At 52.5% G+C, this 26039-nt stretch carries 21 protein-coding genes; 5 read left to right on the top strand and 16 right to left on the bottom strand.

Going from position 1 to position 26039, the window contains the following annotated elements; all coding sequences use genetic code 11:
* Positions 1 to 175: 175 nt before the first annotated feature.
* Positions 176 to 1024, bottom strand: a complete 849-nt coding sequence (locus ACE6ED_RS03480) for an AraC family transcriptional regulator (protein WP_410825566.1) — start codon at positions 1022 to 1024, stop codon at positions 176 to 178.
* Positions 1025 to 1180: 156 nt separating this feature from the next.
* Between ACE6ED_RS03480 and ACE6ED_RS03475 the strand changes: the two genes are divergently transcribed.
* Complete coding sequence (locus tag ACE6ED_RS03475; RefSeq protein ID WP_410825565.1) at positions 1181 to 2122, top strand: MTP-1 family protein; 942 nt, start codon at positions 1181 to 1183, stop codon at positions 2120 to 2122.
* 343 nt (positions 2123 to 2465) lie between these two features.
* Positions 2466 to 3545, top strand: coding sequence for a substrate-binding domain-containing protein (locus ACE6ED_RS03470; RefSeq protein ID WP_410825564.1), 1080 nt, complete (start codon positions 2466 to 2468; stop codon positions 3543 to 3545).
* Positions 3546 to 3829: 284 nt separating this feature from the next.
* Here ACE6ED_RS03470 and ACE6ED_RS03465 read toward each other — a convergent pair whose 3' ends face one another.
* From ACE6ED_RS03465 to ACE6ED_RS03450, 4 genes are all read right to left on the bottom strand, one after another.
* Positions 3830 to 5020, bottom strand: coding sequence for an alanyl-tRNA editing protein (locus ACE6ED_RS03465; RefSeq protein ID WP_410825563.1), 1191 nt, complete (start codon positions 5018 to 5020; stop codon positions 3830 to 3832).
* Between the two features lie 161 nt (positions 5021 to 5181).
* Positions 5182 to 5637 carry a GNAT family N-acetyltransferase gene (locus ACE6ED_RS03460; protein ID WP_410825562.1) on the bottom strand — a complete coding sequence of 152 codons (456 nt, stop codon included), beginning with the start codon at positions 5635 to 5637 and terminating at the stop codon, positions 5182 to 5184.
* On the bottom strand, positions 5634 to 7490 hold the full coding sequence (locus tag ACE6ED_RS03455; RefSeq protein ID WP_410825561.1) for a UbiD family decarboxylase: 1857 nt from the start codon (positions 7488 to 7490) through the stop codon (positions 5634 to 5636). The genes ACE6ED_RS03460 and ACE6ED_RS03455 overlap by 4 nt, the downstream gene beginning before the upstream one ends.
* A gap of 165 nt (positions 7491 to 7655) precedes the next feature.
* A complete protein-coding gene (locus tag ACE6ED_RS03450; protein WP_410825560.1) occupies positions 7656 to 8117 on the bottom strand; it encodes a hypothetical protein in 462 nt (153 codons plus the stop codon).
* A 166-nt stretch (positions 8118 to 8283) separates the two neighbouring features.
* On the opposite strand from ACE6ED_RS03450, the gene ACE6ED_RS03445 reads away from it, so the two are divergent.
* Positions 8284 to 9690, top strand: coding sequence for a S8 family peptidase (locus tag ACE6ED_RS03445; RefSeq protein WP_410825559.1), 1407 nt, complete (start codon positions 8284 to 8286; stop codon positions 9688 to 9690).
* A gap of 194 nt (positions 9691 to 9884) precedes the next feature.
* Here ACE6ED_RS03445 and ACE6ED_RS03440 read toward each other — a convergent pair whose 3' ends face one another.
* From ACE6ED_RS03440 to ACE6ED_RS03420, 5 genes are all read right to left on the bottom strand, one after another.
* Positions 9885 to 10628, bottom strand: a complete 744-nt coding sequence (locus ACE6ED_RS03440) for an SDR family oxidoreductase (protein WP_410825558.1) — start codon at positions 10626 to 10628, stop codon at positions 9885 to 9887.
* Positions 10629 to 10919: 291 nt separating this feature from the next.
* Positions 10920 to 11510 carry a TetR family transcriptional regulator gene (locus ACE6ED_RS03435; RefSeq protein ID WP_410825557.1) on the bottom strand — a complete coding sequence of 197 codons (591 nt, stop codon included), beginning with the start codon at positions 11508 to 11510 and terminating at the stop codon, positions 10920 to 10922.
* A 272-nt stretch (positions 11511 to 11782) separates the two neighbouring features.
* A complete protein-coding gene (locus ACE6ED_RS03430) occupies positions 11783 to 12595 on the bottom strand; it encodes a copper amine oxidase N-terminal domain-containing protein (RefSeq protein ID WP_410825556.1) in 813 nt (270 codons plus the stop codon).
* A 212-nt stretch (positions 12596 to 12807) separates the two neighbouring features.
* The gene (locus ACE6ED_RS03425; protein ID WP_410825555.1) at positions 12808 to 13887 is read right to left on the bottom strand and encodes a Gfo/Idh/MocA family protein; all 1080 of its coding nucleotides are present in this window, start codon (positions 13885 to 13887) and stop codon (positions 12808 to 12810) included.
* Positions 13888 to 14032: 145 nt separating this feature from the next.
* A complete protein-coding gene (locus ACE6ED_RS03420; RefSeq protein WP_410825554.1) occupies positions 14033 to 14827 on the bottom strand; it encodes a helix-turn-helix domain-containing protein in 795 nt (264 codons plus the stop codon).
* A 306-nt stretch (positions 14828 to 15133) separates the two neighbouring features.
* Between ACE6ED_RS03420 and ACE6ED_RS03415 the strand changes: the two genes are divergently transcribed.
* Entirely contained in the window at positions 15134 to 15769 is a 636-nt protein-coding gene (locus tag ACE6ED_RS03415) for an FMN-dependent NADH-azoreductase (protein WP_410825553.1), read from the top strand.
* A 100-nt stretch (positions 15770 to 15869) separates the two neighbouring features.
* Here ACE6ED_RS03415 and rarD read toward each other — a convergent pair whose 3' ends face one another.
* The gene (gene rarD / locus ACE6ED_RS03410) at positions 15870 to 16748 is read right to left on the bottom strand and encodes an EamA family transporter RarD (RefSeq protein WP_410825552.1); all 879 of its coding nucleotides are present in this window, start codon (positions 16746 to 16748) and stop codon (positions 15870 to 15872) included.
* 871 nt (positions 16749 to 17619) lie between these two features.
* Positions 17620 to 18450, bottom strand: coding sequence for a hypothetical protein (locus tag ACE6ED_RS03405; protein WP_410825551.1), 831 nt, complete (start codon positions 18448 to 18450; stop codon positions 17620 to 17622).
* A gap of 199 nt (positions 18451 to 18649) precedes the next feature.
* On the opposite strand from ACE6ED_RS03405, the gene ACE6ED_RS03400 reads away from it, so the two are divergent.
* Positions 18650 to 19693, top strand: a complete 1044-nt coding sequence (locus tag ACE6ED_RS03400; protein WP_410825550.1) for a CdaR family transcriptional regulator — start codon at positions 18650 to 18652, stop codon at positions 19691 to 19693.
* A 117-nt stretch (positions 19694 to 19810) separates the two neighbouring features.
* Here ACE6ED_RS03400 and ACE6ED_RS03395 read toward each other — a convergent pair whose 3' ends face one another.
* From ACE6ED_RS03395 to ACE6ED_RS03380, 4 genes are all read right to left on the bottom strand, one after another.
* Positions 19811 to 20953, bottom strand: a complete 1143-nt coding sequence (locus tag ACE6ED_RS03395; RefSeq protein WP_410825619.1) for a glycerate kinase family protein — start codon at positions 20951 to 20953, stop codon at positions 19811 to 19813.
* Positions 20954 to 20980: 27 nt separating this feature from the next.
* The gene (locus ACE6ED_RS03390) at positions 20981 to 22276 is read right to left on the bottom strand and encodes a GntP family permease (RefSeq protein WP_410825549.1); all 1296 of its coding nucleotides are present in this window, start codon (positions 22274 to 22276) and stop codon (positions 20981 to 20983) included.
* A 200-nt stretch (positions 22277 to 22476) separates the two neighbouring features.
* The gene (locus ACE6ED_RS03385) at positions 22477 to 24435 is read right to left on the bottom strand and encodes a carbohydrate-binding protein (RefSeq protein ID WP_410825548.1); all 1959 of its coding nucleotides are present in this window, start codon (positions 24433 to 24435) and stop codon (positions 22477 to 22479) included.
* A 1324-nt stretch (positions 24436 to 25759) separates the two neighbouring features.
* Complete coding sequence (locus ACE6ED_RS03380; protein WP_410825547.1) at positions 25760 to 26023, bottom strand: hypothetical protein; 264 nt, start codon at positions 26021 to 26023, stop codon at positions 25760 to 25762.
* Between the last annotated feature and the right edge of the window lie 16 nt (positions 26024 to 26039).

The raw sequence follows: 26039 nt of genomic DNA, 5'->3' as shown, positions 1-26039 counted from the left end.
TTCAATTTCACCTCCAGTCGGCAGCTCATGTGAGGCGGGCACAGGTTTCGCTCTCCAGCGCAGCCCCCGCATATCGGAGCATCACCACAACTTATTATGCTAAGCAGAAAATAACACATACTATTTATTGCGTCAATACATAATAACTAAATAATAATTATTGTCTTTTTGTATACTATTTACGCCTCATTCCAAACTCGCGGTACCGGTTCGGCGTCAGATTGTGCTTCCGCTTGAACAAATCGTAAAAGTAGCTGACATTATCCAGCCCAACCTCCATGCTGATCTCCACGATTTCCATGTCGGTGTTTTGGAGCAAATTTTCAGCATAGGTCATTCTTAGTTCGTTAATATACTCGGTTGGAGACAGCCCGAGATATTTTCTGAACATTCTGCATACGTAGGCATGCGATTTTCCCGATAATTGAACCAAAGCTGCCGTGCCCCGTGTGAAATGTTCCTTTTTTCCGGCTTCCATGCATAAAGACTTCAACCATGCCGGCTGCCCGGCTGTTTCTGCCGGAGTCCCCCCGGCTCTGATGTACCGGGAGAACAGGTCGGTTAAGACGGCCCTCACCTCCGCTTTGATGACCAGCTTCTGCTGCTGCGGGATCTGATTGAGCTGGTCCAGCCGGTAACGCACATATTCCTTTTCTGTTTTGGAGAGCACAACCGACGGAGGCATAGCCGGCTCCAGCAGTTTTTGACTTGGGAAGCCGTCTCCCAGAAAAGCGAACAGGTCCTCCAGAACTCTACGGTGAAACGACAAATTGATGAACTGGCAATCGCTGTCGGTCGTCTGCTCATAGGAATGCACATCCCGGTCCCGTATAAATACAAGCGTATTTTCCTGCAACAGCTGGCGGCTTCCGTTTATGACATGCACCACACTTCCTTTCAGGATAAGAAACAGTTCAAAAAAGTCGTGCGTATGCGCGCCGGTTGTATCCTGCACCGAAGCGATCAGCCGGTAATGAGCCTGAATTTCAGTGTCGATCCCATCCGCCGCAAGCAGCTTTAGCATCGTAAATATTCCCCCTTGTTTGTATATTGATTTATCTATGATCTCTGACTTTCCGAGGTCAAACCACCATAAATGGAGTTGAAAATAGAGCAAGATTTGGGTTTAGTTGTCGATTAGGATAGAACTGTAATTGAAGCTGAAAGGAGATTGCCGCCAATGAACCTCATTGAACTGCGTCAGCAATTCGAAGCGAGTAAACGTATTTACGAAAGTGCCAAGCTTGTATTCCACGGAGTCGAAGGCTTCGATGTCTACAATCCTTCCCTTCCGTTTGAATGGAACGGGAAACGCTACATTTACGGACGTGTGGAAAAACGCCAGGAGTGGGCGAGGTCCTGGGTTCGGCTGTTCGAGCAAAGCGGTCCGGATGAGTGGACAGCCGTGCCGGACACGATGATTTATCAGCTGGAAGATCCTTATATTAGCATCATCGGCAAACAGCTAGTATTAGGAGGCACGCATGTTCGCTGCCAGCAGGGAAGGCTTGATACGTTCTACGGTTATTTCTACAAAGGCAGCGATCTGCATGATCTATTTTACTTCACCACCGGCCCGGATTATATGAAAGACATCCGGCTTGTCGAGCTCCAGAATGGCAGCATCGGGGTTTTCTCGCGCCCCCGCGGCGAGCAAGTGCGCAAGGAATTCGGGAGCGAATCCTTGGTGGGATTCACCGTCATCGACAGTCTTGACGCGTTGTCCGCGGAGGTTATCGAGAACGCTCCTTATATCCGCGGCCTGTTCCGCAAAGACGAGTGGGGCGGCTGCAACCAGGCTTATTTGCTTGAGAGCGGAAAAATCGGCGTTGTTGGCCATATCTGCTACGCTCAAGGGGAGACCTCGACCTATATGAACATGGCTTTTGTGTTAGACCCGCAGACCAATCAATTTTCGGATTTAAACATCATCGGCACCCGCCCTTGTTATCCGGACGGTCCCGCCAAAAAACCGCATCTGACCGACTGTGCCTTTACAGCCGGCATCGAAATGCGTCCCGACGGCAAGGTCAATTTGTACAGTGGCATCGGCGATACCGAAGCGGCGCGTATCGTTATCGACTATCCGTTTGCGAAAGAAGGGGCCATTATAACTTTGTAGCTGTTGTTTAAGTACGGGCTGCCGGATTACCGGGCAGCTCGTTTTGTTATGTCTGGCGGCGCTGTGACTTGGTGCAGGGATCAGAACCTTCCGTTTTGCAGGGTGTTTTTTACCGAGGTTAATATTATAAGTTAAACAAAACACATACTTTATTTGACCTCATAGTAATACAGTCCTTAACTGAATTCAATTTTTTACTGTCATTCCGCTCCTTTTTCTGCATAAAATCTGTCAATCCCTCCCCTGCTCGACTTTAGTTCTTTCCGGACTCCATTCCAAGTACGTATACTTTTTGAAGCAATCTGCGTTATAATTGAGGAAATGTTAATACGAGGTGAACCACTTGAGCAAGAAGGACCTGGCTCTGCCAAAATATCAAATGGTGAAAGACTACGTCTTATCCCAAATCGAGAATCAGGAATTTACGCAGGATGAACGGATTCCCAGCGAATCGGAATTTTCCAAACTGCTGGACGTCAGCTCCATTACTGTCCGTAAAGCGCTAGCGGAGCTGGTGAACGAAGGCGTGATCTATCGTGTCAGAGGCAAAGGCAGTTTTGTCGCCAGCCAAGCAGCTGTCCCGGACAAGACCTCCAATCTGGTAGCCTTCGTTATCTCCGGCGTCGAGCTGTACGATAGTTCGTATCTGCAGATTATGAGGGGCATCCAGTCCTTTTTGGGCAAGCAGGGCTGCAAGCTGATCATCGAATTTGTGGAAAATAACTTTGAACAGGAACGGGAGCTCGTGTTGGGACTGATTCAAACGGAACTTAGAGGAATCCTGATCTATTCCTCCGATCCTGAAGCAGCAAAAAGTTACCTTGGGGAAATTCGCAAAAAAGCAATTCCGTTCGTGATGCTCGACCGTTCCCCTTCCGGCTATCCGGTCAACGTCGTCACCTGCAACAACCATGACGGAGCTTACGAAGCCGTAGAATACTTAATAAAACAGGGTCATGAGCGAATCGGATTTGCGGCTTATGATTATCACCTGAGCCCGGAGGTTGACAGATATAACGGTTATTGCAACGCCATGTCGGATGCGGCCATACCGGTTCCCGAACCGCTCCTCTTTCTGGACAAGGAGTTGGATTACGCTGCACTTGCGCGCCTGATCCAAAACGGAGAGCTAACCGCATTGTTTTGCGCAAACGACAAACGGGCCCTTGAGGTCATTGAACAACTCACGGCACTCGGCATTCGTATCCCCGAACAAGTATCGCTGATGGGTTTTGACGATTTCGAAAGTTCCAAATTCGCCAAGGTCGCTTTGAGCACAGTCAAGCAGTATTTCGACACCCTCGGCTATGAAAGCGCCAAGCTGCTGATTGAAATTGCCGATGGTTTGTCATACGGCACCAAAAAAGTTATGCTGCCAACCAGCTTGGTGATACGTGACACGATCAGGCCAGTTCATAATTAAATCCATATAAAAAAGCGGCCTTGAGTCCGGAGCCTGCTAGTAGTGACCTTAACTTTCCTCCGCAGGATGGGGGATCCGTCTCTCGAGATCGGGCGGGTGTATGGTGATCCATCTCTCGAGATCGGGCGGGTGCACGGCGGGTCCTACCCCCTGCTGGCTGGCACACCAAAACAGGCCTGCCTGGATGTTCCCGGCAGACCTGCATGAAGTTGATTTTTTTCTGGGCCGAAACGGTTACCGTTACCCGCAACGGGATCGCTTATTCCCCCTGTGTCCCGCTTCCGCTACGCTTTATCCGCTTCCGGCGATTCCAGCAGGCCGCGGGCATGCTCGAGAAACGCCCGGGCTGCTTCCGGTCCGGCAAAAGCCGCCTGCGCCATCCGGTATCCGCCCCCGCCTTTGCCGCCGAATGCCGCCAGCTGCTCCTTAAAGAACGTCCCGCAGGACAGGTTCCATCCGGGCGGCGCGGCCAGCACTACTTTGTTTTCTGCAGACGCCCCCAGCAGAACGAGTACGCCGCTTTCTTCGGCCAGTTTTGAAGCCAACGGCTGAACGTCTTTAAACGGCCGGTCCGCGACTTCGTGGACAATGAGATTCCCGCTGCGTTTGCCCGCAAGCTCGCGTATTACGTACGTATCGTATTTGGCTTTCAGTTCCTCCAGCTCGGCCAGGGCCTGCTTGCGCTCCGCCTCCAGCTTGTCGATCCGGCTCCCGATCGTTTCAGGAGAGGAGTTGAACCGCACAGCGAGCGAAGCGAGCAGCTGCTGGCTGCGGCTGAACTCTTTTAAAGCACGGCCCCCGCAGATAAAATAAATCCGCACATTTCCTTTTGTTTTTTCGGCTTTCAGCAGCTTGATTAGCCCCAGTTCGCCCGTTGCGGCGGCATGGGTTCCCCCGCAGGCATTGTATTCCACATCCTTGATCTCTACAATCCGGATATGTTCTTGTACCTTCGGCGCCTTGACCAGCGGCAGCGACGCAAGCTCCTCCGGCGTCACAAAATACGCCGTAATCGGATGGTTCGCATAAATATGCCGGTTGACTTCCAGCTCCAGCTCCTGCAGTCTCTCCGCTCCCAGCTCCGCAAGCTCCACATCAATCGTCGCATAATCGGCTCCAAGGTGAAAACTGAGTGTTTTTGCGCCAAAACGCTCCAGGCATACCGCCGACAGCAGATGCTGCCCGCTGTGCTGCTGCATGTGGTCAAACCTGCGCTCCCAGTCAATCCGGCAGTGCACCTCTTCCGTTTCCGGCAGACGCTCGACCCTGTGCAGTACCTCTTCGCCGTCTTTGAGCACTTCAAGCACCGCTATGCCGCCAATCTCCCCCGTATCATAAGGCTGACCGCCGCCTTCCGGATAAAAAGCCGTTGCCGCCAGCCGCACGAAGCAGCCTTCCGGCTTCTCCACGGCTTCAATTACGCTCGTCTGCCACTCTGTCGTATAAGAAGAATCATAATACAGCTTGGTCGTCATCTCATTGTCCTCTTTCGTTCCAAAATGTCGGGTTTCAAGCCAGACTGGGCTGGGGGCTGAGAACTGCGTCCGTCCGAGCCAAACCGGCGTTCCCCCTTGGTCATGCCAGGCCGGGCTGAGAGCTTTCGTTAACTCCCACCCATCGTTTCACTCTACCAGGTTCATGCCGAGCCGGGCTTAGGACCTCCGCCCACGCCAATCCGGCGTTCCATAATGACATATTCCTTGCCGCCTTTGGTAAAAGCTTCGCCGGTAGGTTCGAGGCCGAATTTCCGGTAAAAACCGGCTTTTTCACTGCGGGCGTTGCAGAATACCCGCCGGGCTCCGGCTTCCGCGGCTCGATTCAGCACATAGGACAGCAGCCGGCTGCCATAACCTTGGCCCTGGCAGGATACAAGCGTCGCGAACTTCCGGAACTGTGCGCCGGTCTCCTCCCTAAACAAGGAAACAACGGACACCAGCGTTTCGCCGCCTCCATCAGGGTTGTCCACAAAAACTCCGTAATGCTCCCCTTCGCCGTCGTTATCCAGCCGCACGTATTCGGGCGCCCGGTCCGGCCACATCACTTCATGCCGGATCGCCCATGCCTGCTCCTGGGTCACCGGTCCGATTCTCATCGTCCCCCCCGCCGGGCGTCCGTGTGAATCCCGCTTAAGCTGCCGCCTTCGGCGAACAGCCGTCCGATCCGCCGTTCCACTTCCGGGTCCGGCACCAGCGGCGGCGCTTGGTGGGGTTTCGTCCGCGCGTCAAGGATCAGGTTGTCACAGCCCCAATGCTTGAATTCAATTCGGCTGTTTACGCCGTACAGATCGTGGGACGGATTGCTGCGGGTGAAAGCCGCCCACAGGAAATTGTCAAAACGGGCGCCCATAAACGCCGCGTCATCACACAGGACGATCAAAGGACACGAATCCAAAGGCCCTTCATCGGCAATCCGGCAGCCAAGCTCCTCAATCTCATGTTCCGCCTGCATATAATCCGCAAACGCCGGTCCCTGAATGGCCACAATTCCCGGCATAACCAGTCTTGTATTTTCCTCTCCGCATAAATCAATCAGCACCTGCGGCACTTCCCGGCACAATTCGCGCACAGGCTCACCCACCGCCGCCAACACGACTTTACTGCCGGTGTTCAGTCCCGTACCCGAGTAATCCAGCGTATCAATGGTTGTATTCGTTTGGAAGTGAATGTCTCTCCGCAGATTAATCCGTTCCAGTACATAAGCAAAAAATGCATCAACCGGATGCGTGCTGACCGGCCGTTTCTCCTCCGCAGCGATAATCAGGTATTTGGCCAAGCTGAGCTGGCCCGTACCGAGAATCCGGTTCGCGATCGTCAGCAGCTCAGCCGGCCGTCTCGTCTCCTGATACGGCGTATACCGTTCGCTCCCGATAGCCAGAAGCAGAGGATGCACACCCGCGGCGTCAACCGCATGCACTTCTTTGACGCCCGGAATTTCCTGCTGAACCGCCCCGCCTGTCAGCTCATGGATCAACTCTCCAAACGCCGTGTCTTCCTGCGGCGGCCGCCCCACCACCGTGAACGGCCAGATTGCTTTTTCTCGCGCGTATACCTTGTGGACCCGCATAACCGGGAACGGATGGACGAGGCTATAGTACCCTAAGTGATCGCCAAACGGACCTTCCGGCTTCGTCTCGCCGGCGTAAATTTCACCCGTAATGACAAAATCCGCGTCATTGCTGATGCACCATCCGTCCACATAGCTGTACCGGAAATGCCGCCCGCTCAGCAGACCGGCAAAGGTCATTTCGCTCATTCCTTCCGGCAGCGGCATCACTGCGGACAGGTTGTGCGCTGGCGGTCCGCCGACGAAAATGCTGACCTTTAGAGGCTCTCCCCGCTTGTTTGCTTTATGCTGATGGATGCCGATACCCCGGTGGATCTGATAGTGCAGACCAACTTCCTTGTTCAGCTCGTATTCGTTCCCGGTCAGCTGCACACGGTACATGCCGAGATTCGAGTTCATAATGCCGGGTTTCTCCGGGTCCTCCGAATAGACCTGGGGCAGCGTAATAAACGCCCCGCCGTCCTCGGGCCAATGCTGGATCAGCGGCAAATCCGAGATGGAGATTTCCCGGAAACCTGCCGGCAGGCCGCCGGGTTTGCGCACAGGCAGCGCCTTGCGGGCCGAGAAACCCGTGCCGACATGGCGAAACGGGTGCTTCAGCGCCTGCATCGGATCGTTGCGCAGCGCAATTACATTTTGTGTGGAGTTCCAGGTACGGCGAAAAATAAACTTGCTCCGTTCCAGCGTGCCGAACAGATTTGACACCGCCGGGAAACGGGAGCCCTTCACTTTTTCAAATAGCAGCGCCGGTCCTTTGGCTTCAAATACTTTCAGATGAATGGCCGCCATTTCCAGCTTCGGGTCGACTTCCTCCCGGATACGGACGAGGTGGCCGTGCTGCTCCAGGTCAAGCACACATTCTTCAAGGCTTCTGTAAGTCATGCTTCTGCTCCAATCTCTACCAGGTTCATGTCGGACAAACGGACGTACGCGCATCCGCCAAATCTATGTACACTATAACATAATCTATAGGATGGATTCCCGTCCCCGCAGCAAAAAGCCCCGAACCTAAAGGCCCGGAGCGATGTTCGCCGGCTTTCCACCCAATCAGATATTGAATCTTGCGACGTAAAACTCCAAATCGGCCGGAATGCTGCGCTGAAGCAGAAGGTCGCCGTTTGCGTTCCGGATACGGAGGAGATAAGTGACAGTAGTCAGTGTGGCAATTGTCGGGAAGCGTACAACGCCGAACTCATCGAAGTTTGCCGTTACGTTGACGTTTGTCCGAGTCAGCTGTGCTGTCCAGCCGGTCGTTTCATGCGCCACATTATTCAGGTTGGTGGCCAGGACGATAAAGCGGTCCAGAGTCTGGCGAATTCTGCGCCGTCTTACCGGAGCGGCTTTCGGACGGATGACCGCTTTCGGGCGCGCGGCCGCTTTGGTGCGGACGGCAGCCGGACGGGCGGCGGCTTTGGTGCGGACAGCTGCTTTAGTGCGGACGGCCGCTTTGGTGCGGACAACGGCTTTTGAACGGACGACAGGTCTTCTGCTAACAGATCTAGCTTTCAATGGATTCACCACTTTCTTTTGGGATAGAATAGTAGATGCAATTCCCGTGTTTCCGGCTTCGCATGACAGCCTACTCTATTAAAAAAAGGTGATCTCCCAGATTCATAGACTGGTACCCCACTGCTCGCGGGCGCATAGACTGCGTAAGAGAGGTGAAGGGTGAGTTATGAAGACACAGAGCTGGTTAAAGCGTTATGCTTCCAAAATGAGCAGACCGCTGCGAGACCGTCTGCAGCGGCTTGAACGCAAAGGTGCGGTACCGGAATGCGTGCCGGTAATTATTCAATTTAAACGCCAGGCAACGCCGACCCGAATCAGCGCGATGAATGCCCGGCTTGGCGTCCACCGTTTCCCGGTCACCCATCGCCTGCCGCTGGTGCGTTCGGTCTGCGGCAGCGTTTCGGCGGATTGCTTGAAACGAATGTGCGGAATGAATGAAATCCATAAAATCTATTTGGACAGACAGCGGAGAATGTCGCTCTCCGTCGCCACCCCATCCATCGGGGCGGCAGCCGTTCAGCGAAAACGCGGGTTGACCGGTAAAGGCGTGCGGATCGCCATCCTCGATACAGGGGTCTACCCGCATCCCGACCTTGTCCGTCCGGTGAACCGGATTGCTGCTTTCAAAGATTTTGTAAACATGCGGACCCGGCCCTATGACGATAATGGACACGGCACCCATGTAGCCGGCGATGCGGCAGGGAACGGCTGGAGCAGCGGAGGCAAGTTCAGGGGGCCCGCGCCGGAAGCGGAAATTGTCGCGGTAAAAGTGCTCGACCGGGAGGGCAACGGTTTCGATTCAACGATCATCCGGGCCATCCAGTGGTGTATCGCAAACCGCAAGCGCCTGAAGCTGCGAATTCTCTCGCTGTCGCTGGGCGGCCCAGCCTTCACGTCCTGCAAGGACGACCCGCTCTGCCAAGCGGCCGAAGAGGCGGTGCGCGCCGGTTTAACAGTGGTCGTCTCTGCCGGAAATGCGGGCCCTTTCCCCGGCACCATCGAGTCGCCGGGGATCAGCCCGTCCGCCATCACCGTCGGCGCGGTAGACGACCGGCGTACGGTGAACCCGTCCGACGACCGGGTCACCTGGTTTTCGAGCCGGGGGCCCGCTTTCGGCGGCGGCCGCAAGCCCGATCTTGCCGCGCCCGGCGAATCGGTCATCTCGCTGCGGGCGCCGTTCTCCCTGCTGGACCGGGAAGAGCCTGACCGCCGTGTCGGACGCCGGTACTTCGTGCTCTCCGGGACCAGCATGTCCGCGCCGCTCGTCTCCGGCGCCGCCGCGCAGCTGCTGCAGCAGCGCCCCCGGCTCTCCCCCTCCCGCGTCAAACAGTTGCTGACGCAAAATGCGTTTCGGCTCAAGCCGGGAGATCCGCTTGCTGTGGGCAGCGGCGAAGTGAACGTCCGGTTCCTTTTGCAGCCGAAGTGTGCCTCACGCAAGCGGAACCCTTTCAGCGGACCGCCAAAAAAGCAATCCGGCCGCACTGTAACCATCCATTGGTATCTGAAACCAACAGCAGCTAAAACCAAACAGGTAAGCGGCTCCCGAACGGCCAACGCAAAAAGCAGACGGTAAAACACCTAAAATATGTGGCGCGAGACGTTTATGTAAACGCAAATGCCTGGCAGCGCCTTATAACGCCGGTTTCCTTTGCTGCAGCTAATACCAATAAAAATACAACCCGCACTGCGCCTCTACCGCGTGCGGGTTCTTCCATGCAGAGTGAACCAGATCGTAACTGACCGGTTTAGTTAAACATACGTAACTGTTTAAATGAAACCGCCATTGACGCGCAGAGTCTGGCCGGTAATCCAGCGGGCATCCTCACCCGCCAGAAACAGCACCGTCCCGGCAATATCCTCCGGCTCGCCGAGCCGTCCAAACGCATTCCGGCTGCCGACGCCGGCGATTTGCTCGGCCGACTTGCCGGCTGTAAAAAGCTCGGTGTTCACCGGGCCGGGCGCTACCGCATTAATGGTGATGCCCCGGCTTCCAAGCTCCGCCGAGAGCTGGCGGGTCAGCTGTTCCACCGCGCCTTTGGTGGCTGCATAAACGCTATATCCGGGCAACATCTGGCCGTTAACCGAAGTGGAGAAATTGATAATCCTTCCATTATCCTTCATTAAGCGGGCAGCTTCCTGACAGGCAAAATAGGTTCCCTTTACATTCAGGTTAAACTGCCGGTCAAAGTCCTCTTCCGTCATTTCGCCAACAGGTTTGGTCAGCATGACCCCGGCGTTGTTCACCAGCACATCGAGCCGCCCGTAAGTCTCGATTGTTTCGCGGAACAACCGCTGAATTTCGCTCAGCTTGGACACATCCGCTTGGATCGCCTGGGCTTCCCCTCCCCGTTCTTGAATAACGTGTACCGTCTCCTCGGCTTTAACCGGACTGGAGGCATAATTCACGATGACCTTCATTCCTGCTTCCGCCAGTCTGAGCGCAATTTCGCGTCCAATCCCCCGTGAAGCGCCGGTAACAAGTGCTACCTTTCCCTTCATTTCCGTCCCCATTTGTTATCCCTCCTCATCGAATGCTGTCAGTATAACCTGGATTGCAACAAATATCAAATGACATTTTTATATTTTTGTCACTTAGTAGTGTAATCCCTTCTGTATCTCCCGGTTTGTATAGAGTATGTCCTTTCTAATTCCTATACCTGTTAAAACAAAAACCGGCATTCCTTTCGGAATTACCGGTCCTATGCGTGTATAGAATTTATCGAGCGTCCCTTATAGCCCGTTTAATCCGCTTGCTGTCACTGACGATCCCTGCATACCTCTTCTGCTGGTCCTGCAGGCGGCTTATCTTGCCGACAGCCCGCTCAGCAGCAGTTCCCAGACCGCTTCTACCTGCTGCTCTATCTGCGGATCCAGCCATTCTCGGGCATGCACCGGATGATGAAACCGTGAGGTGGCGATAAAAAGTGCTTGTGCGGTGCGTTCGGCTTCTTTAAACTTAAATTCGCCGTTCTCCCGCCCTTCCCGGAGAATACCGGCAATCTGGTTCGTCAATTCCCGCACATGCGCAGCGATCAGCTCACCTGCTTCCAGCGATACCGCCGTATACATGGCAAACATCTCGGGATCTTCCGCCGCGCAGTCCCGTTTCAGCTGCGTCAGCGTGTTCAGCCACAGGCGGAGCTTAGCTTTGGCCCCTGCCTTTTCTGGCTGCAGCGCCTTCAGCGGGCCAACAATGCTCCGATGGAGCCAACGTTCAGTGACCGCTTCCCGCAGCGCAGCTTTGCTGGCAAAATGCCGGTACAACGTCCCGTGGCTGACGCCAAGCGCTTTGGCGACATCGACCACTGACGTTTTATCCGGGCCGTAACGGCGGAGCGTTTCCTCCGCCGCATCAAGAATGGCTTCTTTTGTTAATGGAGCGTCATTTGGCATTGTCAGCCACCCCTTCTATTTCCCTTCGTTCGCGCCGGTGCCAGGGATGCGAGCAGCCAGCCGCAGGAACGGAAACACCCGCTTTGTCCCGCAGCCTGCCCCCTCCCTTAAGCCCTCAAGAGTCTCCAAGGAACCCGAGCAAACGCACTAGAGGTATCATACCACAGACCATCCATACACAAAATGACACCGTTCCATTTTTGTCACACTACTCGACTCCGCATACTTCAGCTTACGGGAATTCCACCTTACAAAGCTCCTTATCTGCCCGCTTATTGCTGCAGTAGTCTTCCTTTTACCAGCACATATTTAGCTTTACCCTGAAGCTCGTTTTTTACCGTCTCCGTCACCGTTCCGGTCGCTCCAACTGCCGGTCTCGCCCGCTTTTGGGCCGGGAACTGAACCGCGTTATTGTTCAAAAGATAAACGGCAACGTCCGCGCGGCCTGCGGAAAGCGCTTTGCCGGTTTTGTTTTTGGCAACGATGGTATAACTGTCCTTTGCGGTATCGTAGGTAAAGGATACGGGAACGAATGCATCATTGCTCACCACGGGTTTGGGCGGAGCGGTGCGCGAACTAAACTCCGTATCTTCAAGCCCGAATTTGATGAGCTGACCGGTCATCAGATTGGAGCCGGTCAAGGTGTACAGGCGGTTTTTAGCGTCCCATACACTTTTGATCCCAAGCCGGTCAGCGAAAACGCGGATCGGAATGTACATGGCGTTATCCTTTATTGCCGGTACGGTATCCATAGTGTAAGCTTTCCCGTTAACCCCCACAGTCCGGGAACCCACTTCAAATTGCAGCCGGATTCCGTTCAGATCAATCGTTGCCGTTTTGCTCGCGGCAAGATAGCCCACACTTGCGCCAATAAGTTCCCCGGTCACCCGCAGCGGAATCAGCATCCGGCCGTTCGTATCGATGAAAGGCGGTTTCGGGTCGGTGTGCAGCACGTAATAATCGTTGATTTTTAGCAGAACCGGGTAGGACTGTACGGCAGCCTCCGCCCGCTGTCCTGTCGGCGTCAAGCTCAGGCCGAGCGCTAATGCCAGCAATAATCCCATACTTTTAAACTTCCGTTTCATGGTTTCATCCTCCACTGTTTCAATAATATTCCAAGTATACGGATTAAGAATTAAATAGGTTGCAGACAAGAAGTGAAAATATGGATGATATATAGACCGCACCTGCCCCGTCGTTTGCCCGCAAAAGTCAGAATGCAAAAAAAGGACGATCACTCGTCCTGATTTCTTGTCCTCAGATTTATTGCCATTGTTGAGCCAAAAGCGCGTCCCCCTTAGCCTTGGGCCCAGCACTGCTTGACGGCAGTGACTGTCTCGCCCGTTTGAATCGCCTGTTCGATCATCGCCCCCAGATACCAGTCCTGCGACGCCTCCGGCAAACTGTAAAAAGAAGGTCCTCCCCGCGCATATTCTGCCATCCGCTGCAGGCACCGGGCGATGGCCAATTCATCGTCATACAGCCTCGCCGGCGCAAACGGGTTATCGTAGAGCCATTGATCGCCCAGCAGGATCCCTTTTAAAAAATACCCTTCCTGATTCTCCAGCTCGCCCCTGTTCACCCGTTTCAATTCCAGCTCCAGCGGAAGGGTATCCGGAGTCTGGATGCGCACCTGCTGGTTCAGGATTTCCCCGCGTTCGCCGCGGATGGAGAGCTGATTGAACCGCGTCCAGGAACGGTGCTGGTCCTTGGTAAAATCATATATTCCAAGCGAATCGCCAAAATCCAGCCAAGCGAGCTCCCGCCGCAGCGGAATCAGCCGGTCTTCCTCCGGCGGCCCGCCGCGGTCCGGCCCCTTGACCCATTCCGATTCAAAGCGCATCCCCCGGATGCGCGCTTCTTTATAACCCGCGTCCAGGATGCCGCGCATCAGAGCTGCCGCATGGTATAAATGCGAAATGGAGACAGTGGTTTCGGTTATCCGCCCAAGCCTGCCTGAGCGGGCCAGCGCAAGCCTTGCTTCCTGCATCGGGTGGAAGGGATACTGTTCTGCTACTTGAATTCGGGCTCCCTTTACGGTCAGCTCCCGATGCAGCTGACGGTGGCCTTCGAGATCTCCAGCCGGCGGGGTTTCCGTCAGCGCCGGTATGCCAAGCTCGGCAAGCCGCAGCAGATACTCCGCACCCGCAGCTCCGCTCACGGAAACAATAACGTAATCAGGCTGCTCCTTAGCTAAAAGCGCTTCCAATGTGCGATAACAAGAAACTCCCCACCGCTCCTCCATCTCCCGGCCTTTGGTTTCATTCCGCACAACCATACCGCTTACACGAAACCGTTCCGGCAACGCCTCCGCGATCCGCAAAAAATACTGTGCGCGAAACCCCGCGCCCCCGATAATACTGAACTGTACCGGCATTTCTGCTCTCCCGCCTCTCCTGCTGTAACCCGCCATAAATCCCCTGACTAACGGTCAGGGGACATTATCCGGGGCCGGCTTAGACGGCCGCACCCTTTACATCGGAAACGGCCATTAGCCAAAGCTGCTTGGAGCTAGAATACCGCTACTTGAACGGGAAAACAAGCAGATCCCTTATCCAGCCCCAAAGATTTGGGTATTCCTGTCGGAGCAGCTGCCGGACTTGTTCAGATGATACCCCGCCAAGATTATCTTCCGGAGCAAGAATGGTATAAGCTCCTTTTACCGTATCGCCGATCGCAATATGCCCGTTAGCATAACCGCCGATAGCCACATGCGAGGCAACCGCCGCACCTCCCAGGGAGAACATGCCCAGCGCAAGCCCCCCGCATGCAAATACACCCAGCGCTATGCCTCCAATTGCGACCGTGCCGACCGATAATCCTCCAGCTGCTAGCAGAAGTCCAAATGCCAATGCACCTAAACCGATAAGTCCGCCCGAAATGACCCCAAGGCTCAATATGCCAGCGGATACGAGACCAAGCGACAGGATGCCGACAGAAACATTGCCGACTGCGAGGATTCCTTTTGCCACTTTCAGTCCCCGTCCAATATGGATATGAACGAGCGGAAGGCCAAACAAGGTCCGGCGGCTTTTGTATTCATAATGATAGGAGGGATTCCATAGACCGTAGTGATCCGTACGAACTTGCGGCTCAGGCTGTCCAAATACCGTTTCCTCCGGCCCGTCTTTAACCAGATGATCAATGCTGACGTGGAACAGTTCGCTTAATCCAACCACTTTGTCCATCTCCGGATACGATTGGCCGGATTCCCATTTGGAAACAGCCTGCCGGGAAACGCCGATCAGGTCGGCTAAATTCTCCTGGGATAAGCCTCTTTGTTTTCTGTAGCTCTGCAGTTTATCCGCAAAGTTCATCTCCATCACCTCACGATCCATCATAGCGCACGAAGGTAAATTTTGACTATCAAGTTAAGCTGGAAATGTGTCAACTATCGGTTGCTTTCACAAAAAAATCGAAGATTGCTGCGGTTTTTCGGTTACTTTTCCCGGGAAATACCATTGTCTGCGGACTGGAAAAACACTGATCATCTACTGCTCCCGGTTTAGGGCATAACAAGGGACCCTCACCGAATAAATGAAGGCCGTTCAGGCAAACTATGCGTTAGAAGATAGAAGCGCACTCTACGCTCTTATCTTACCTTTTGGAAAAGGAGATGCTTTATGACCGAAATTCTCTATATCACTGCCCACCCGCACGACGAATCGGTATCGTACAGCTTGGCCGCAGGACGGGCTTTCATTGAAAGCTACCGGGAAACGAATCCTGACCACCGCATTACCCCTGTCGACCTGTATAAAGAATCCATTCCGCATATCGACGCGGACGTATTCAGCGGTTGGGGCAAACTTCGCTCCGGAACGGAGTTCAATCAGCTCTCCTCACAGGAGCAGACCAAGGTCGCCCGGCTGGGCGAACTAAGCGACCAGTTTGTGGCGGCAGATAAATATGTATTCGTGACGCCGCTGTGGAACTTCTCGTTCCCGCCGCTGATGAAAGCTTATCTGGACGCCGTGGCGGTCGCCGGTAAAACCTTCAAGTATACCGAACAAGGCCCGATTGGACTGCTGACGGACAAAAAAGCGCTCCACATCCAGGCGCGCGGCGGCTATTATTCCGAAGGACCCGCCGCCGAACTGGAGATGGGCCACCGCTATCTCGGCATCATGATGCGGTTTTTCGGTGTGCCTTCATTCGACGGCTTATTCATTGAAGGCCATAACGCTCAGCCTAACCGGGCTGAGGAAATTAAAGAACAAGCCATCGCCCGGGCGAAAGAGCTGGGACGCAGCTTCTGAGCAGGTGGATGCAGCCTCTGTGCCGGATGGCGGCTTCTGAGCCGGGCACATTTTTGACTGAGCTGATCATTGATGCGCCTGAGTCGGGGTACCTTATCCGTTAAGTCACCTTCGCAAGTTTTGTGCCGCGAACCGATGACACGGCGTATACGACAAGCGCTGTCCAAATAAGCGCAAACCCGGCGAGCAGCACCGGCGAGACGGTTTCCTTAAACACAAATATACTCAGGATCAGCATGATGGTCGGCCCGATATATTGAACGAACCCGAGCGTGGATAGCGGCATCCTGGCGGCCGCCCGCGCAAAAAACAGCAGCGGCAGAGCCGTTACCACACCGGAGAGAAGCAGTTCAACGAACATAACCGGAGGCAGCGTCCAAGCCGTAGACTCTCCCGCCGCTGCCAAGTAAACCCAGTAGCCAAGCGCAATGGGTAGAACCACCGCCGTCTCCGACAGCAAACCAACAGAAGCGTCTTGCATGGTTTTCTTTTTTGCAAGGCCGTATAAGCCAAACGTCGCGGCCAAAGAGATCGCTACCCACGGAAAACGACCGTAGTTGATGGCGATGATGAGCACCGCAGCGCCAGCAATCCCAATTGCGAACCATTGGCCGCGGTTTGGCTTCTCATGAAGGAAGACGACTCCCAATAAGACATTCAGCAGTGGATTCAAATAGTAGCCAAGGCTTGTCTCGACGACATGCCCGTTGTTAACCGCCCAGATGAAGATGAGCCAATTCATCGCAATTAGCAGTCCGCTCGCTGCGAGCGGCAGAAGAAGTGAGCGGCTGGCTGCTATCCGCTTTATGTCGCCCCAGCGGCGCTGGATAGCGACGAGAATACCCATGAAAACAAATGACCAGACTACCCGGTGCGACAGAATTTCACCTGCCGGCACATCATTAAACAGCTTCCAATACAGCGGGAGAACCCCCCACATGATATACGCGATAATCGCGTTGACCAACCCGTTGTTCATTTTCTATTTCTCCTCTTTTCACTCCGTTGACTGAACGGATTATACACACCCAAATAATTTCTATTTTTTTTCGGAGTGCAGTCATTAAAAACTAATTATATACTAGCCAGCATTGCCATTGGAACTAATCTGCTCGTTACTATAATGAGCAACGGCAGCCGATCGTGTAGATGGCTGCCGTTATGTCGCTATCGTTCTCTCTTAGCTTAACCGTTATTTATAATACAGTTTAATCTATAAATCTTTTTCACCGGCAGGTAGTTTTTTACTCTTTACATTTGTTCGATAATCCGTAGTTCCCGTGAAATGCATCCGCAAAGAATTTGATCAAGAGCGAAAAAGGATAAATAAAAAAGTGGTTAAATATCCCTGATGAATCGGCATTTATCGAGTTTAATTGGGATGCTGCCGAACACCCGCTTAGCCCAATTACCGGAATAACTCCAATCAACATTACGAGAATGAGCCGGGACCATTTTTTTAACAATAAAATCTTTTTCATCGTTGTCCTCCCTAATTGATAGTATGGAATATCAATGTGGGGAAGGACCATTGTCACCCTCATCAGGTGCTTCTCTTCGTCTGGCGATACGTATTATCCACCGCTGAATGCTGCTCTGTTGCGACGGTCTGACGGCCACAAACCAAGTTGAATTGGCTGCAGCAATTTCATGACCCCGGTGTACTTCTTTTAATGATATATAGGTTAATGGAAGTAACACTAAGGAAGAGATGAAAGCGATCGAAAATGCTAACTGAACCAAATCATAAAAATGCTCCAGTCAAGTTCACCTCCGAATGTGCCGTATTCGAAAAATTTGAATAGTGGTTATACGCTAGTAAAACTGTGTGGTTTCACCAGCCTGCCGGGTCAAAGGATGCGCACAATCCTTCTTGCATAAACATCGCAGTCAAAATCGCCGTCCGCCATCATATCGTGGATGCTCTCGTCGCGATAATGGGGCGACAGCGGAAGTACGCCAAGGATGTAATATCCCCCATGGGAAGCTCCGCCGCCGTCTCCGCCTTTGGCGATGCAGGGCGTATCGACCAGTTCATAGATATAAGGATCGTAAGCAATCCGCAGTCCAAATCCATTGGACAGCTCAAGCTCCGGGCAGCTCCAAAAGTATCTTCGGTCCGCGCACAAGTCCTCCAGCAGTTCTTCCGGGAACGACGGGGCAAAAATTCTTGGTGTCCCCTGACCGCACCAGTATTCCCATTCATCCTCAGTTGACAGCGCAAACCCTGCCTGGTTCAGCCTGGTTTTGACGTCTTCGTAATTCGCCGTTTCCTCCGGCCAGCTGCCCAAACGGCGTACATTCCGTTCAACCAAAGCGGGCCCAATCCCCGCCCGTCTCGGCGGTGACGACAGCTCCCGCATGTATTCGGCGGGATCGAGATTTTGTCCTGGAGCGGCTACCTCCAGCTCCCTCCGGATCGCGTCCAGCACTTTTATATCATCGGCCTGCGGGCCTCTCCAGCCAATCTCCGCCTCCGGGTTTCCTGGAATGAGCACAAATTCCTCGCCGTCCAGTTCATAAATTCCTGTATAAAACCCTACACCGTTCAGACTGCATTTCTCCATTTTTTTATAACTAAAAGCATGACCGGCGTAACCTTCCAGCTGCAGCAGCAGCTCGCGGCAGGCAGTTTCCTCCAGCTGCATCCATTTTTTAATATCCTGCAGTCCACTCCACATGTTGTCTTGTTCCTCCCCTTACCGTTATTCAGCTGCCACCCCGGCAACGAACCAAGCACAAAAATCTCCTTCTATTGTAAAACGCGTTTGCTTTCGTCCGCAAACTGCGGTATCGTGCTTCCTATAGCTCATCCTAAAATGGAGAGCATCCGCATCAACGCAGGATCTTACAGAAGGAGAAGCAGGAGGGAACAACACCTTGTTTCAGCTATCGGAAGCCCAGGCACAGGATATCGTCGATAAAATGATGCAGGACATTCCATACAACATCAATATTATGAATGGTGAAGGAATTATCGTCGGCAGCGGAACCCGGGAACGGGTAGGCACCGTCCACCAAGGCGCGGTGAAAGCGCTGGCTACCGGCAGCATGGTCGAAGTATCGGAAGACGGGCGTTTTGAAAAAAAAGGCACCAACGAACCCATCGTCATCGACGGTGAACGGGTCGGCGTCATCGGCATAACTGGCGACCCGGAGCAGGTGCGGCCTTTTTGCAATCTCGTGCGTACCACTGTCTCGCTGCTGATCGAGCAAAGAATCGCCATGGAACGCCTTGCGCTTGAGGCGAACCGGACGCAGGCTTTTCTCGAATCCCTGTTGTCGTATCACGGCGCTTATCCCCAAAAAATGCGCAAAGAAGCCGCCGCCTACAACATCGATTTGCAGGTCAAAACCGCTGTTCTCTACATCCGCAATTATAAGCCGGAGGAACGGGTTGACAAGCTGCTGCTAACCTATCCTTTTTATGCTGTGAAGGAGGAAGCGCATCTGCTTTTGATGCAAAATCAGGCTGGTCTGGAGCCGCTGATCCATCAGCTGACTTCGGCCCAGCCGCAGCTGCTGATTGCTGTAGGACGGTGGGAACCCAGCATAGCCGACAGCTACCGGCAGGCCAAATCGGCGATGAATCTGCTGCTGGCGCTGAAACCGCATAACCGGACGCTGTTTTATGAAGATGCCGTTTTTTTGGACAGACTGAGCCATGCCGAGTTGAATCCCGGCTTTCACACCGTCGCCAAGCTGGAGGACACGCCGGATTTGACCGATACGCTCCGGGTGTTCATTAACAACAACTGCAGCGTGACCTTCACCTCCGCCGAACTGAACATTCACCGCAACACGCTTCAGTACCGTCTGAAACGGATTGAAGCCATCACCGGAAGAGATCCGCGCAACCTGCTGCAGCTGTTCGAGCTGACGCATGGGCTGTTGTATCTGCACCAGTCTCAGACACCAACGTGACCGGGGGAGCGGCTTCGGCTGGTGCAGCGGGTTGGGTCCGTGCGGCGGGTTTGTAGGTTAAACGACAGCCGGCCCCCCGCCATAACGGCAGGGGGCCGGCTTCACTTGTCGGCTCTTCTATTCGCTCAGCTTCAGCAGCCGGGCGATGTTCTCGCAGGTCCGCTCCACATTGCGCGGGCCTTCCGCAAGCACCCGTTCCAGCTCCGACGCGCCCGGAACGATACCGAACACCGCGTCGATGCCCTCGCCGTACAGCACTTCCACGCCTTCGCCGATGTATCCGGCAACCGCGATGACTTTTTTGCCCGCTTCCTTGGCAGCCTGGGCTACGCCAAATGGCGTTTTGCCGTATTGGGTCTGGAAGTCGATGCCGCCTTCACCAGTCAGAACATAATCCGCAGCCGCCAGCTTTTCCTTCAGCCGGGTGTACTCAATGACGATTTCAATTCCTTTACGCATCTCCGACCGGGTGAACAGCAGCAGTCCGGCGCCGAGGCCCCCGGCAGCTCCCGCTCCCGGCGTATCGGCTACATCCTTGCCCAGCTGCTGTCTGGCAATGCCGGCATAATGACGCAGGCTGGCGTCCAGGTGCTCGACCATTTCCGGCGTGGCTCCCTTCTGCGGGCCAAACACGCGGGAGGCGCCGCGTTCCCCGCACAGCGGATTCGTTACGTCACTCGCCACAATCAGCTGCACTTCCTGCAGCCGGGGATCCAGCGCAGAGGTATCGATCACCGCCAGCCGGTTCAGGCTGCCGCCGCCGCGGGGAAGCGGCTCCCCGGCTTCATCCAGAAAGCGGACGCCCAAGGCTTCGGCCATACCTGTACCCCCGTCGTTGGTTGCGCTGCCGCCGATGCCGATAATGATTTTTTTGATCCCCTTATCGAGACATCCCCGGATCAGCTCGCCCGTACCGTAAGTCGTAGTAATCAAAGGATTCCGGGTTTCTTTGTTCACATAATGAATACCGCTGGCTGAAGCCATCTCGACCGCCGCTGTAACGCCATCTCCCAAAATACCGTAGCTTGCCGTAACCGGCGCGCCCAGCGGTCCTGTCACTTCCGCCGTATACAGTTGGCCGCCCGAAGCGTCAACGAGCGACTGCACGGTGCCTTCGCCCCCGTCCGCCATCGGAACATGCACAAAATTCGCTTGATCGAACACTTTGCGGAGTCCTTTTTCCATTGCGATACATACTTCCTTGGCCGTCATGCTCTCTTTGAATGAATCCGGCGCCAGAACAAAGGTCATCTGTCTCATCATGTCACCTCATTAGGAGTCTAGTAATTAGAGTAAAAATCCGTACATCAGCGTAGCCACAATTGCCATGGTACCGCCTACAATGGCTTCGTAAGGAACGACGCTCATCCGCTGCTTGATGCTCATTTTTGCCGCGCCCGCAGTGACGTGGAAGTAGTTGCCCTGCGGCAGGGAGTCGATGACCGTTGCACCGGTGTGAACCATAACCGCCGCGGCAAGCGGAGCGGTTCCCATATCCAAAATGGCTTGTCCAAACGAGCCGGTGGCGAGAATAACGCCTGTCGAAGTGGAAGCCGTCGCGGCCGCCATCAAAATACCGGCAATCGGCGCCAGGAATGTTCCGGAAATGCCGGACGCTTCAATCAAGTTGACCACCTGGGTTGACAAGTCGGATGCGGAGATCAGACCCGCGATACCGCCTGCGCCGATCAGGATTAACACGGTCGCCGTCATCTTGTTCAGACCCGAGGAAGTATACTGCAAAATTTTGTTCGCTTGACCCATAGCCAGCATCCCGATAATACCGGCAATCGGCAGAATATACATGGCATCGACCTTGAAATTCGCAAGCGCTTCAATGCCGGAGATGGAGCCGATCGGGTTGATCATCAGCAGGACAACCGCAACAACCGGTGCCACAATTGCCCGACCGAGCGAAGGATATTTGGACGTGTCCGCCTGTTCTTCCACCGCTTCTTCATCCGTGACTTTTACGCCTTTGTTCTTCAGCATGGAAGCCACAATCACCGTTACAATCAGTCCGCATACTGCCGGAACCAGCCCGGCCAGCATGACGTTGCTTAAGTCAAGCCCGAATCCGCGGGCTGCCGCAATTGTGTTCGGATTGGGAGAAATAATGTTCCCCGCTTTACCGCCGCCGGACAGCGCCAGCAGCAGCGCAATTTTGGAGATGCCCATTTTGTTGCCAACCGACAACGCGATCGGCGCTACAATCAGTACAGCTACGGGAATAAATACACCAACCGCCGTAATGATCATCGTCGCCAGCGCAAGGGCGAGGATCGCTTTGCCCCCGCCGAATTTTTTAACGATCGTTTGGGCAATCGTCTCGGCCGCGCCCGATTCCATCATTACCCCGGCCAACACGCCTGCGGCCAATACCCGCAGCACCGTTCCCATTACACTCTGTGTTCCGCTAACAAGTACAGCAACCGTTTGCTCTAAATTCGCTCCACCAATTAAAGCGCCTACAATTGCGCCTGCAAACAGCGCGTAGACCGGATTCAGTTTACGAAGTATCAGAATAATCGCGATCGCCAGTCCTGCCAGCGCGCCGATCCAGCTGATTGTTAATCCTTCCATCTGTCTTCCCCTCCATGAATCGATTGATTACGCTTTCATTATAGAGGAGCACAGGGTGAAATTCCTATTGATAAACGGACGAAATGCATTGTGCATATGCACTGTGAGATGGATCACTTTACTTTAGCTAAAAAAAGAGGCATATCATTTGATATCCCCCTTTATCCATCTTATTGCAGTCAAATCAATCGGTTTCCATTCTATTTGAACTGGAACCAAGTTAAATTTGCAACTGTGGTTGAATCTGACTTAACAAAAGTAACATATACAGTATGGGTTCCTACAGCTGTCCCGGCATTAAGCGGGATATTCTTGACTGACCATGTCTGCCATCCGCCTGTGCTTTCTGCCGTCCAATAACCCAGCATAGGGCCTGTAGGACTGTCCAAGTGAAATTCTATCCTTCCGCCGGAATTAGCGGATGCAACCTTCAAATCAATACTTGTTTTAGCTGTACTACCAAAGTCTACATTTTCAAATGCTATATAGTCGCCATTACTCCCTCCACCCACATCCAGCCCGCCATCAGTGCTTGCCTCATAAGATATAACACCTGAACTAAGGTTGTAGCCTTCCGCTTCAAATTTCAATGTGTTGAATTTTGGAGCTGCAGCATAGCTGTTAGTATCTGTTATTTTCAATTCTGTGAGTGTAGTTGCCGCAACTCCACCGACGCGAACATTGTTTAATGTAACTCCGGAGACAGTAGATGTGTCACTCCAACCCTTCATTATTGAAATTTCACCTAAAGCGCGCAAATTGATATTATTATAGACCACATTTTTTATCGGACCGCTTTTTGCAGAAAGATCAAACCATCTGGAGTGAACACCGGATCTTGGCCAGAAGCCTTCTACATCGATATTATCAAATATGATGTTTTGTGCTGCTGGAGTTCCATAAAGATGACCTACCGCTAAAGCGCGCCAGCACCGGTATACATAAGAGTTTTTAACAACGATGCCATCCTGAAGCTGTTTTACTCCATCTCCAACCTTGAATGCTCCACATCTGCTCCAAGCCAAAGCATCATCCACAACTACATTTGACTGGTTTTCGGGACTTCCAGGCCAGTTTGCAGCGATGTCCGTAGTTGCTACATCCCATGTCTTAAATGAGTAGGTGTCATCCTCCGATACCGCTACAGTGTGCTTTATTAGTACATTCTGGCTCTCTTGAATGTCTATTGCATCATTTTCATAATCACGTTCATTGTTGTTGAAGTGCTTGGTATTCTGGAATGTTACGTTATTAGATCTTGTAACGATTGTAGCCCAGCCACCGCTGTCTCTTATGGTTATGCCGTCAACCGTGAAGTTGCTGCACTGCAAGGGTACAAGAATATTATTCAAATAATTGTTTGTATTTCTCATATAATGGCCATTGCCGTCAATAGTTCCCCTGCCGTATATCTTGATATTGTTTGCATTTGTTTCGGTATAGATAAACCATGTTCCATCCTTATTCAGAGAATTCTTATGAAAATGGGTAGTGTAATCGCTTGGATTTCCTGAACCCCTTATCACAGAACCACCCTCTAGATAAACCGAAACATTACTTTTTAGAACAAGGTTTCCGCTCTTATAAACTCCGGCTGGAACGTATACGATGCCGCCACCTGCTGTGTTAGCCGCATTGATAGCGTTTTGTATTGCAGTTGTAGCCATAGCGGCACCGGTACTGTCGGCACCGTATTGAGTTTTAACATTGTATATACCTGTACCGGATGAAGCAGGAACATTGGTTTCAAGAGCATCTGCCGCAATCACCAGATCTTTCAGGTTATTGATTTTAACTATAAGATAGGTCGGTGATGAAAGTGTAAATGTAAGTGTATTTCCGTTCTTTGTTGCAGAGATTCCCAAAGCTTTGGGAGAAATATTATAGGTATTGATTGGCTCGCTTGCTGTTATTGTGATTGTAGTAGTACCTGAAAAAGAGAAATTACAATAATTATAGTTTACAAATACTTCCGAAGTGTCAATTACCGGTATATTTGTAGAGTCTGCTGTTACCGTGTATTGACTGGTCGTGGTATAGATCGACGGTAATGGATAGCTTACAATTGTACCCGCCGCGCTTGCCGTCAAAGGAACCACAGTGAACATACTGGCCACCATACAAATAATTAAGCTTAAAAATTTTAGCTTTTTCAACATAAATAAACACCTCTTTCATATTTTTTTAGAAAACACTCTGTCATCAGTGAAGGATGATTTCACCAGTGATACTCCACTACTCTTTTCATAAAGCCGATATATTCCTGCTCAGCTTCGGAAGTACTTGGAAAACATCGCAGGTGAAGATTTATTAAAGGTTTTGCATGCGTTTCTGTTAACGAAGCATATAAAAATTCAGATGCACTAGAGCCTGTACGCAAACTTACTTCACCCATAACCTCATCGAAATCAACGCCCGAAATGCTTTGAACATGCTCGCTGTCTTGTCATAGCGGGTCGCCTGAGCCGATAATTTTTCATATTATTAAAAAGCATTCGATTAAACGCCGTTCCTTACAAGCATCCTTGTCGTAAGCTCGTTTTTTTCGCCGGTTTCGCTTGCTCTAAATGACGGAGTTACGGTTTGTTCTTTTAACAAGGCAATCATTGCACCGGTATCGTAAGCCCGATCGGCCAACACTTCTCGATTCTGTTGGTCCAGGGCCGGCCCCATGCCGATGGACTCGGACTATGGTGGTATCCATCATCATCTGCTCAAAATCGGGTTCAATGGTAACGTGCTTCAGGATCATCCCAGATTCCCGCCTTTTGTAATCGCAAGAGAAAGTATGGGAACAAGTTTACGGACTCAGGGGACCTCCCTCTGTTTATTTGCTAATTATTCCGTGTTTTGGCCAAGAGACGGACGCAGATTCACTTATTTGCTGATTATTCCGTGTTTTATCCAAGAGACGGACTCAGATTCACTTATTTACGCAGAGGATCCATCGTTTGGATGTTTTTAGTACGAATAACAACCCTGGAGTCCGCAAAGCAACCCAAAAGCCCAAGAAATTCAGAAATAACGTCCTCTGAGTCCGGAAAGATCTCTGTATCGCGTTCTGTGTTAGTCCGCTGTGGGCAACCCACAATGATATTTAGCATCTGACGACGGTCTTTAGGTGGTCGACCTCCTTGTGATTTTCGGGCTGCTGTAAAAACATCTGAACGACTTCCCGCTCACGATCTGTTATCTCGTATTTTCGTCTCATAGCTCATACTTTACAGAGTATTTCCTTAATTTACTGTTTGCGTTCACACCCTAACATATGTTGCTTGTGGTGTAATTAATCCATCCGCTGTAATAGATAAAACTTAAACATAAAGCTTGACATCAAGCTTTGCTTTCTGATGCCTTTGTTTTCCCCATATGAAATCTCCATTGGAGATTCCTTGGGCTCTATATGAAAAAAGCATCAGATCACTAGCTGATGCTTTTGAATTTTTCTGTATGAAACTCCCGTTTTGGGCCAATTAACACACACTATCTGCTTTCAGCTTCTGAGAGGTATTTTTGTGGATTCCTGAGAAAGCGGCGGCGCTTCATTGCTTCTTCTAAGCGAGCCGTCCAACGTTTTCGTTCTTTCTGGAAGACGGAGTAACTGACGTTTTGGAGTCGTATGAGGAGATCCTTCTGGCGAAGGGCGCCATCGACGTTTGAATTTGGAACCGCAATGAAGACAGTGGTCGAATTCGGGGCGAAAGTATTTTTCTCATCTGGAACGATTCTGTTTTTAGGTAAAGGCATGAAAAAGACCTCCGCC

This window comes from Paenibacillus nanchangensis, assembly GCF_046543445.1.
Lineage (GTDB): Bacteria > Bacillota > Bacilli > Paenibacillales > Paenibacillaceae > Paenibacillus_AQ > Paenibacillus_AQ nanchangensis.
Note: the sequence above shows the minus strand (reverse complement) of the source record. Positions and strands in the feature narration are given on the sequence as shown.

What these genes read in the sequence shown, in the direction of transcription:
- ACE6ED_RS03480 (WP_410825566.1), bottom strand. Translation starts at nt 1,024, where the DNA reads ATGCTAAAGCTGCTTGCGGCGGATGGGATCGACACTGAAATTCAGGCT.
- ACE6ED_RS03475 (WP_410825565.1), top strand. Translation starts at nt 1,181, where the DNA reads ATGAACCTCATTGAACTGCGTCAGCAATTCGAAGCGAGTAAACGTATT.
- ACE6ED_RS03465 (WP_410825563.1), bottom strand. Translation starts at nt 5,020, where the DNA reads ATGACGACCAAGCTGTATTATGATTCTTCTTATACGACAGAGTGGCAG.
- ACE6ED_RS03460 (WP_410825562.1), bottom strand. Translation starts at nt 5,637, where the DNA reads ATGAGAATCGGACCGGTGACCCAGGAGCAGGCATGGGCGATCCGGCAT.
- ACE6ED_RS03455 (WP_410825561.1), bottom strand. Translation starts at nt 7,490, where the DNA reads ATGACTTACAGAAGCCTTGAAGAATGTGTGCTTGACCTGGAGCAGCAC.
- ACE6ED_RS03445 (WP_410825559.1), top strand. Translation starts at nt 8,284, where the DNA reads ATGAAGACACAGAGCTGGTTAAAGCGTTATGCTTCCAAAATGAGCAGA.
- ACE6ED_RS03440 (WP_410825558.1), bottom strand. Translation starts at nt 10,628, where the DNA reads ATGGGGACGGAAATGAAGGGAAAGGTAGCACTTGTTACCGGCGCTTCA.
- ACE6ED_RS03435 (WP_410825557.1), bottom strand. Translation starts at nt 11,510, where the DNA reads ATGCCAAATGACGCTCCATTAACAAAAGAAGCCATTCTTGATGCGGCG.
- ACE6ED_RS03430 (WP_410825556.1), bottom strand. Translation starts at nt 12,595, where the DNA reads ATGAAACGGAAGTTTAAAAGTATGGGATTATTGCTGGCATTAGCGCTC.
- ACE6ED_RS03425 (WP_410825555.1), bottom strand. Translation starts at nt 13,887, where the DNA reads ATGCCGGTACAGTTCAGTATTATCGGGGGCGCGGGGTTTCGCGCACAG.
- ACE6ED_RS03420 (WP_410825554.1), bottom strand. Translation starts at nt 14,827, where the DNA reads ATGAACTTTGCGGATAAACTGCAGAGCTACAGAAAACAAAGAGGCTTA.
- ACE6ED_RS03415 (WP_410825553.1), top strand. Translation starts at nt 15,134, where the DNA reads ATGACCGAAATTCTCTATATCACTGCCCACCCGCACGACGAATCGGTA.
- rarD (WP_410825552.1), bottom strand. Translation starts at nt 16,748, where the DNA reads ATGAACAACGGGTTGGTCAACGCGATTATCGCGTATATCATGTGGGGG.
- ACE6ED_RS03405 (WP_410825551.1), bottom strand. Translation starts at nt 18,450, where the DNA reads ATGTGGAGTGGACTGCAGGATATTAAAAAATGGATGCAGCTGGAGGAA.
- ACE6ED_RS03395 (WP_410825619.1), bottom strand. Translation starts at nt 20,953, where the DNA reads ATGAGACAGATGACCTTTGTTCTGGCGCCGGATTCATTCAAAGAGAGC.
- ACE6ED_RS03390 (WP_410825549.1), bottom strand. Translation starts at nt 22,276, where the DNA reads ATGGAAGGATTAACAATCAGCTGGATCGGCGCGCTGGCAGGACTGGCG.
- ACE6ED_RS03385 (WP_410825548.1), bottom strand. Translation starts at nt 24,435, where the DNA reads ATGTTGAAAAAGCTAAAATTTTTAAGCTTAATTATTTGTATGGTGGCC.
- ACE6ED_RS03380 (WP_410825547.1), bottom strand. Translation starts at nt 26,023, where the DNA reads ATGCCTTTACCTAAAAACAGAATCGTTCCAGATGAGAAAAATACTTTC.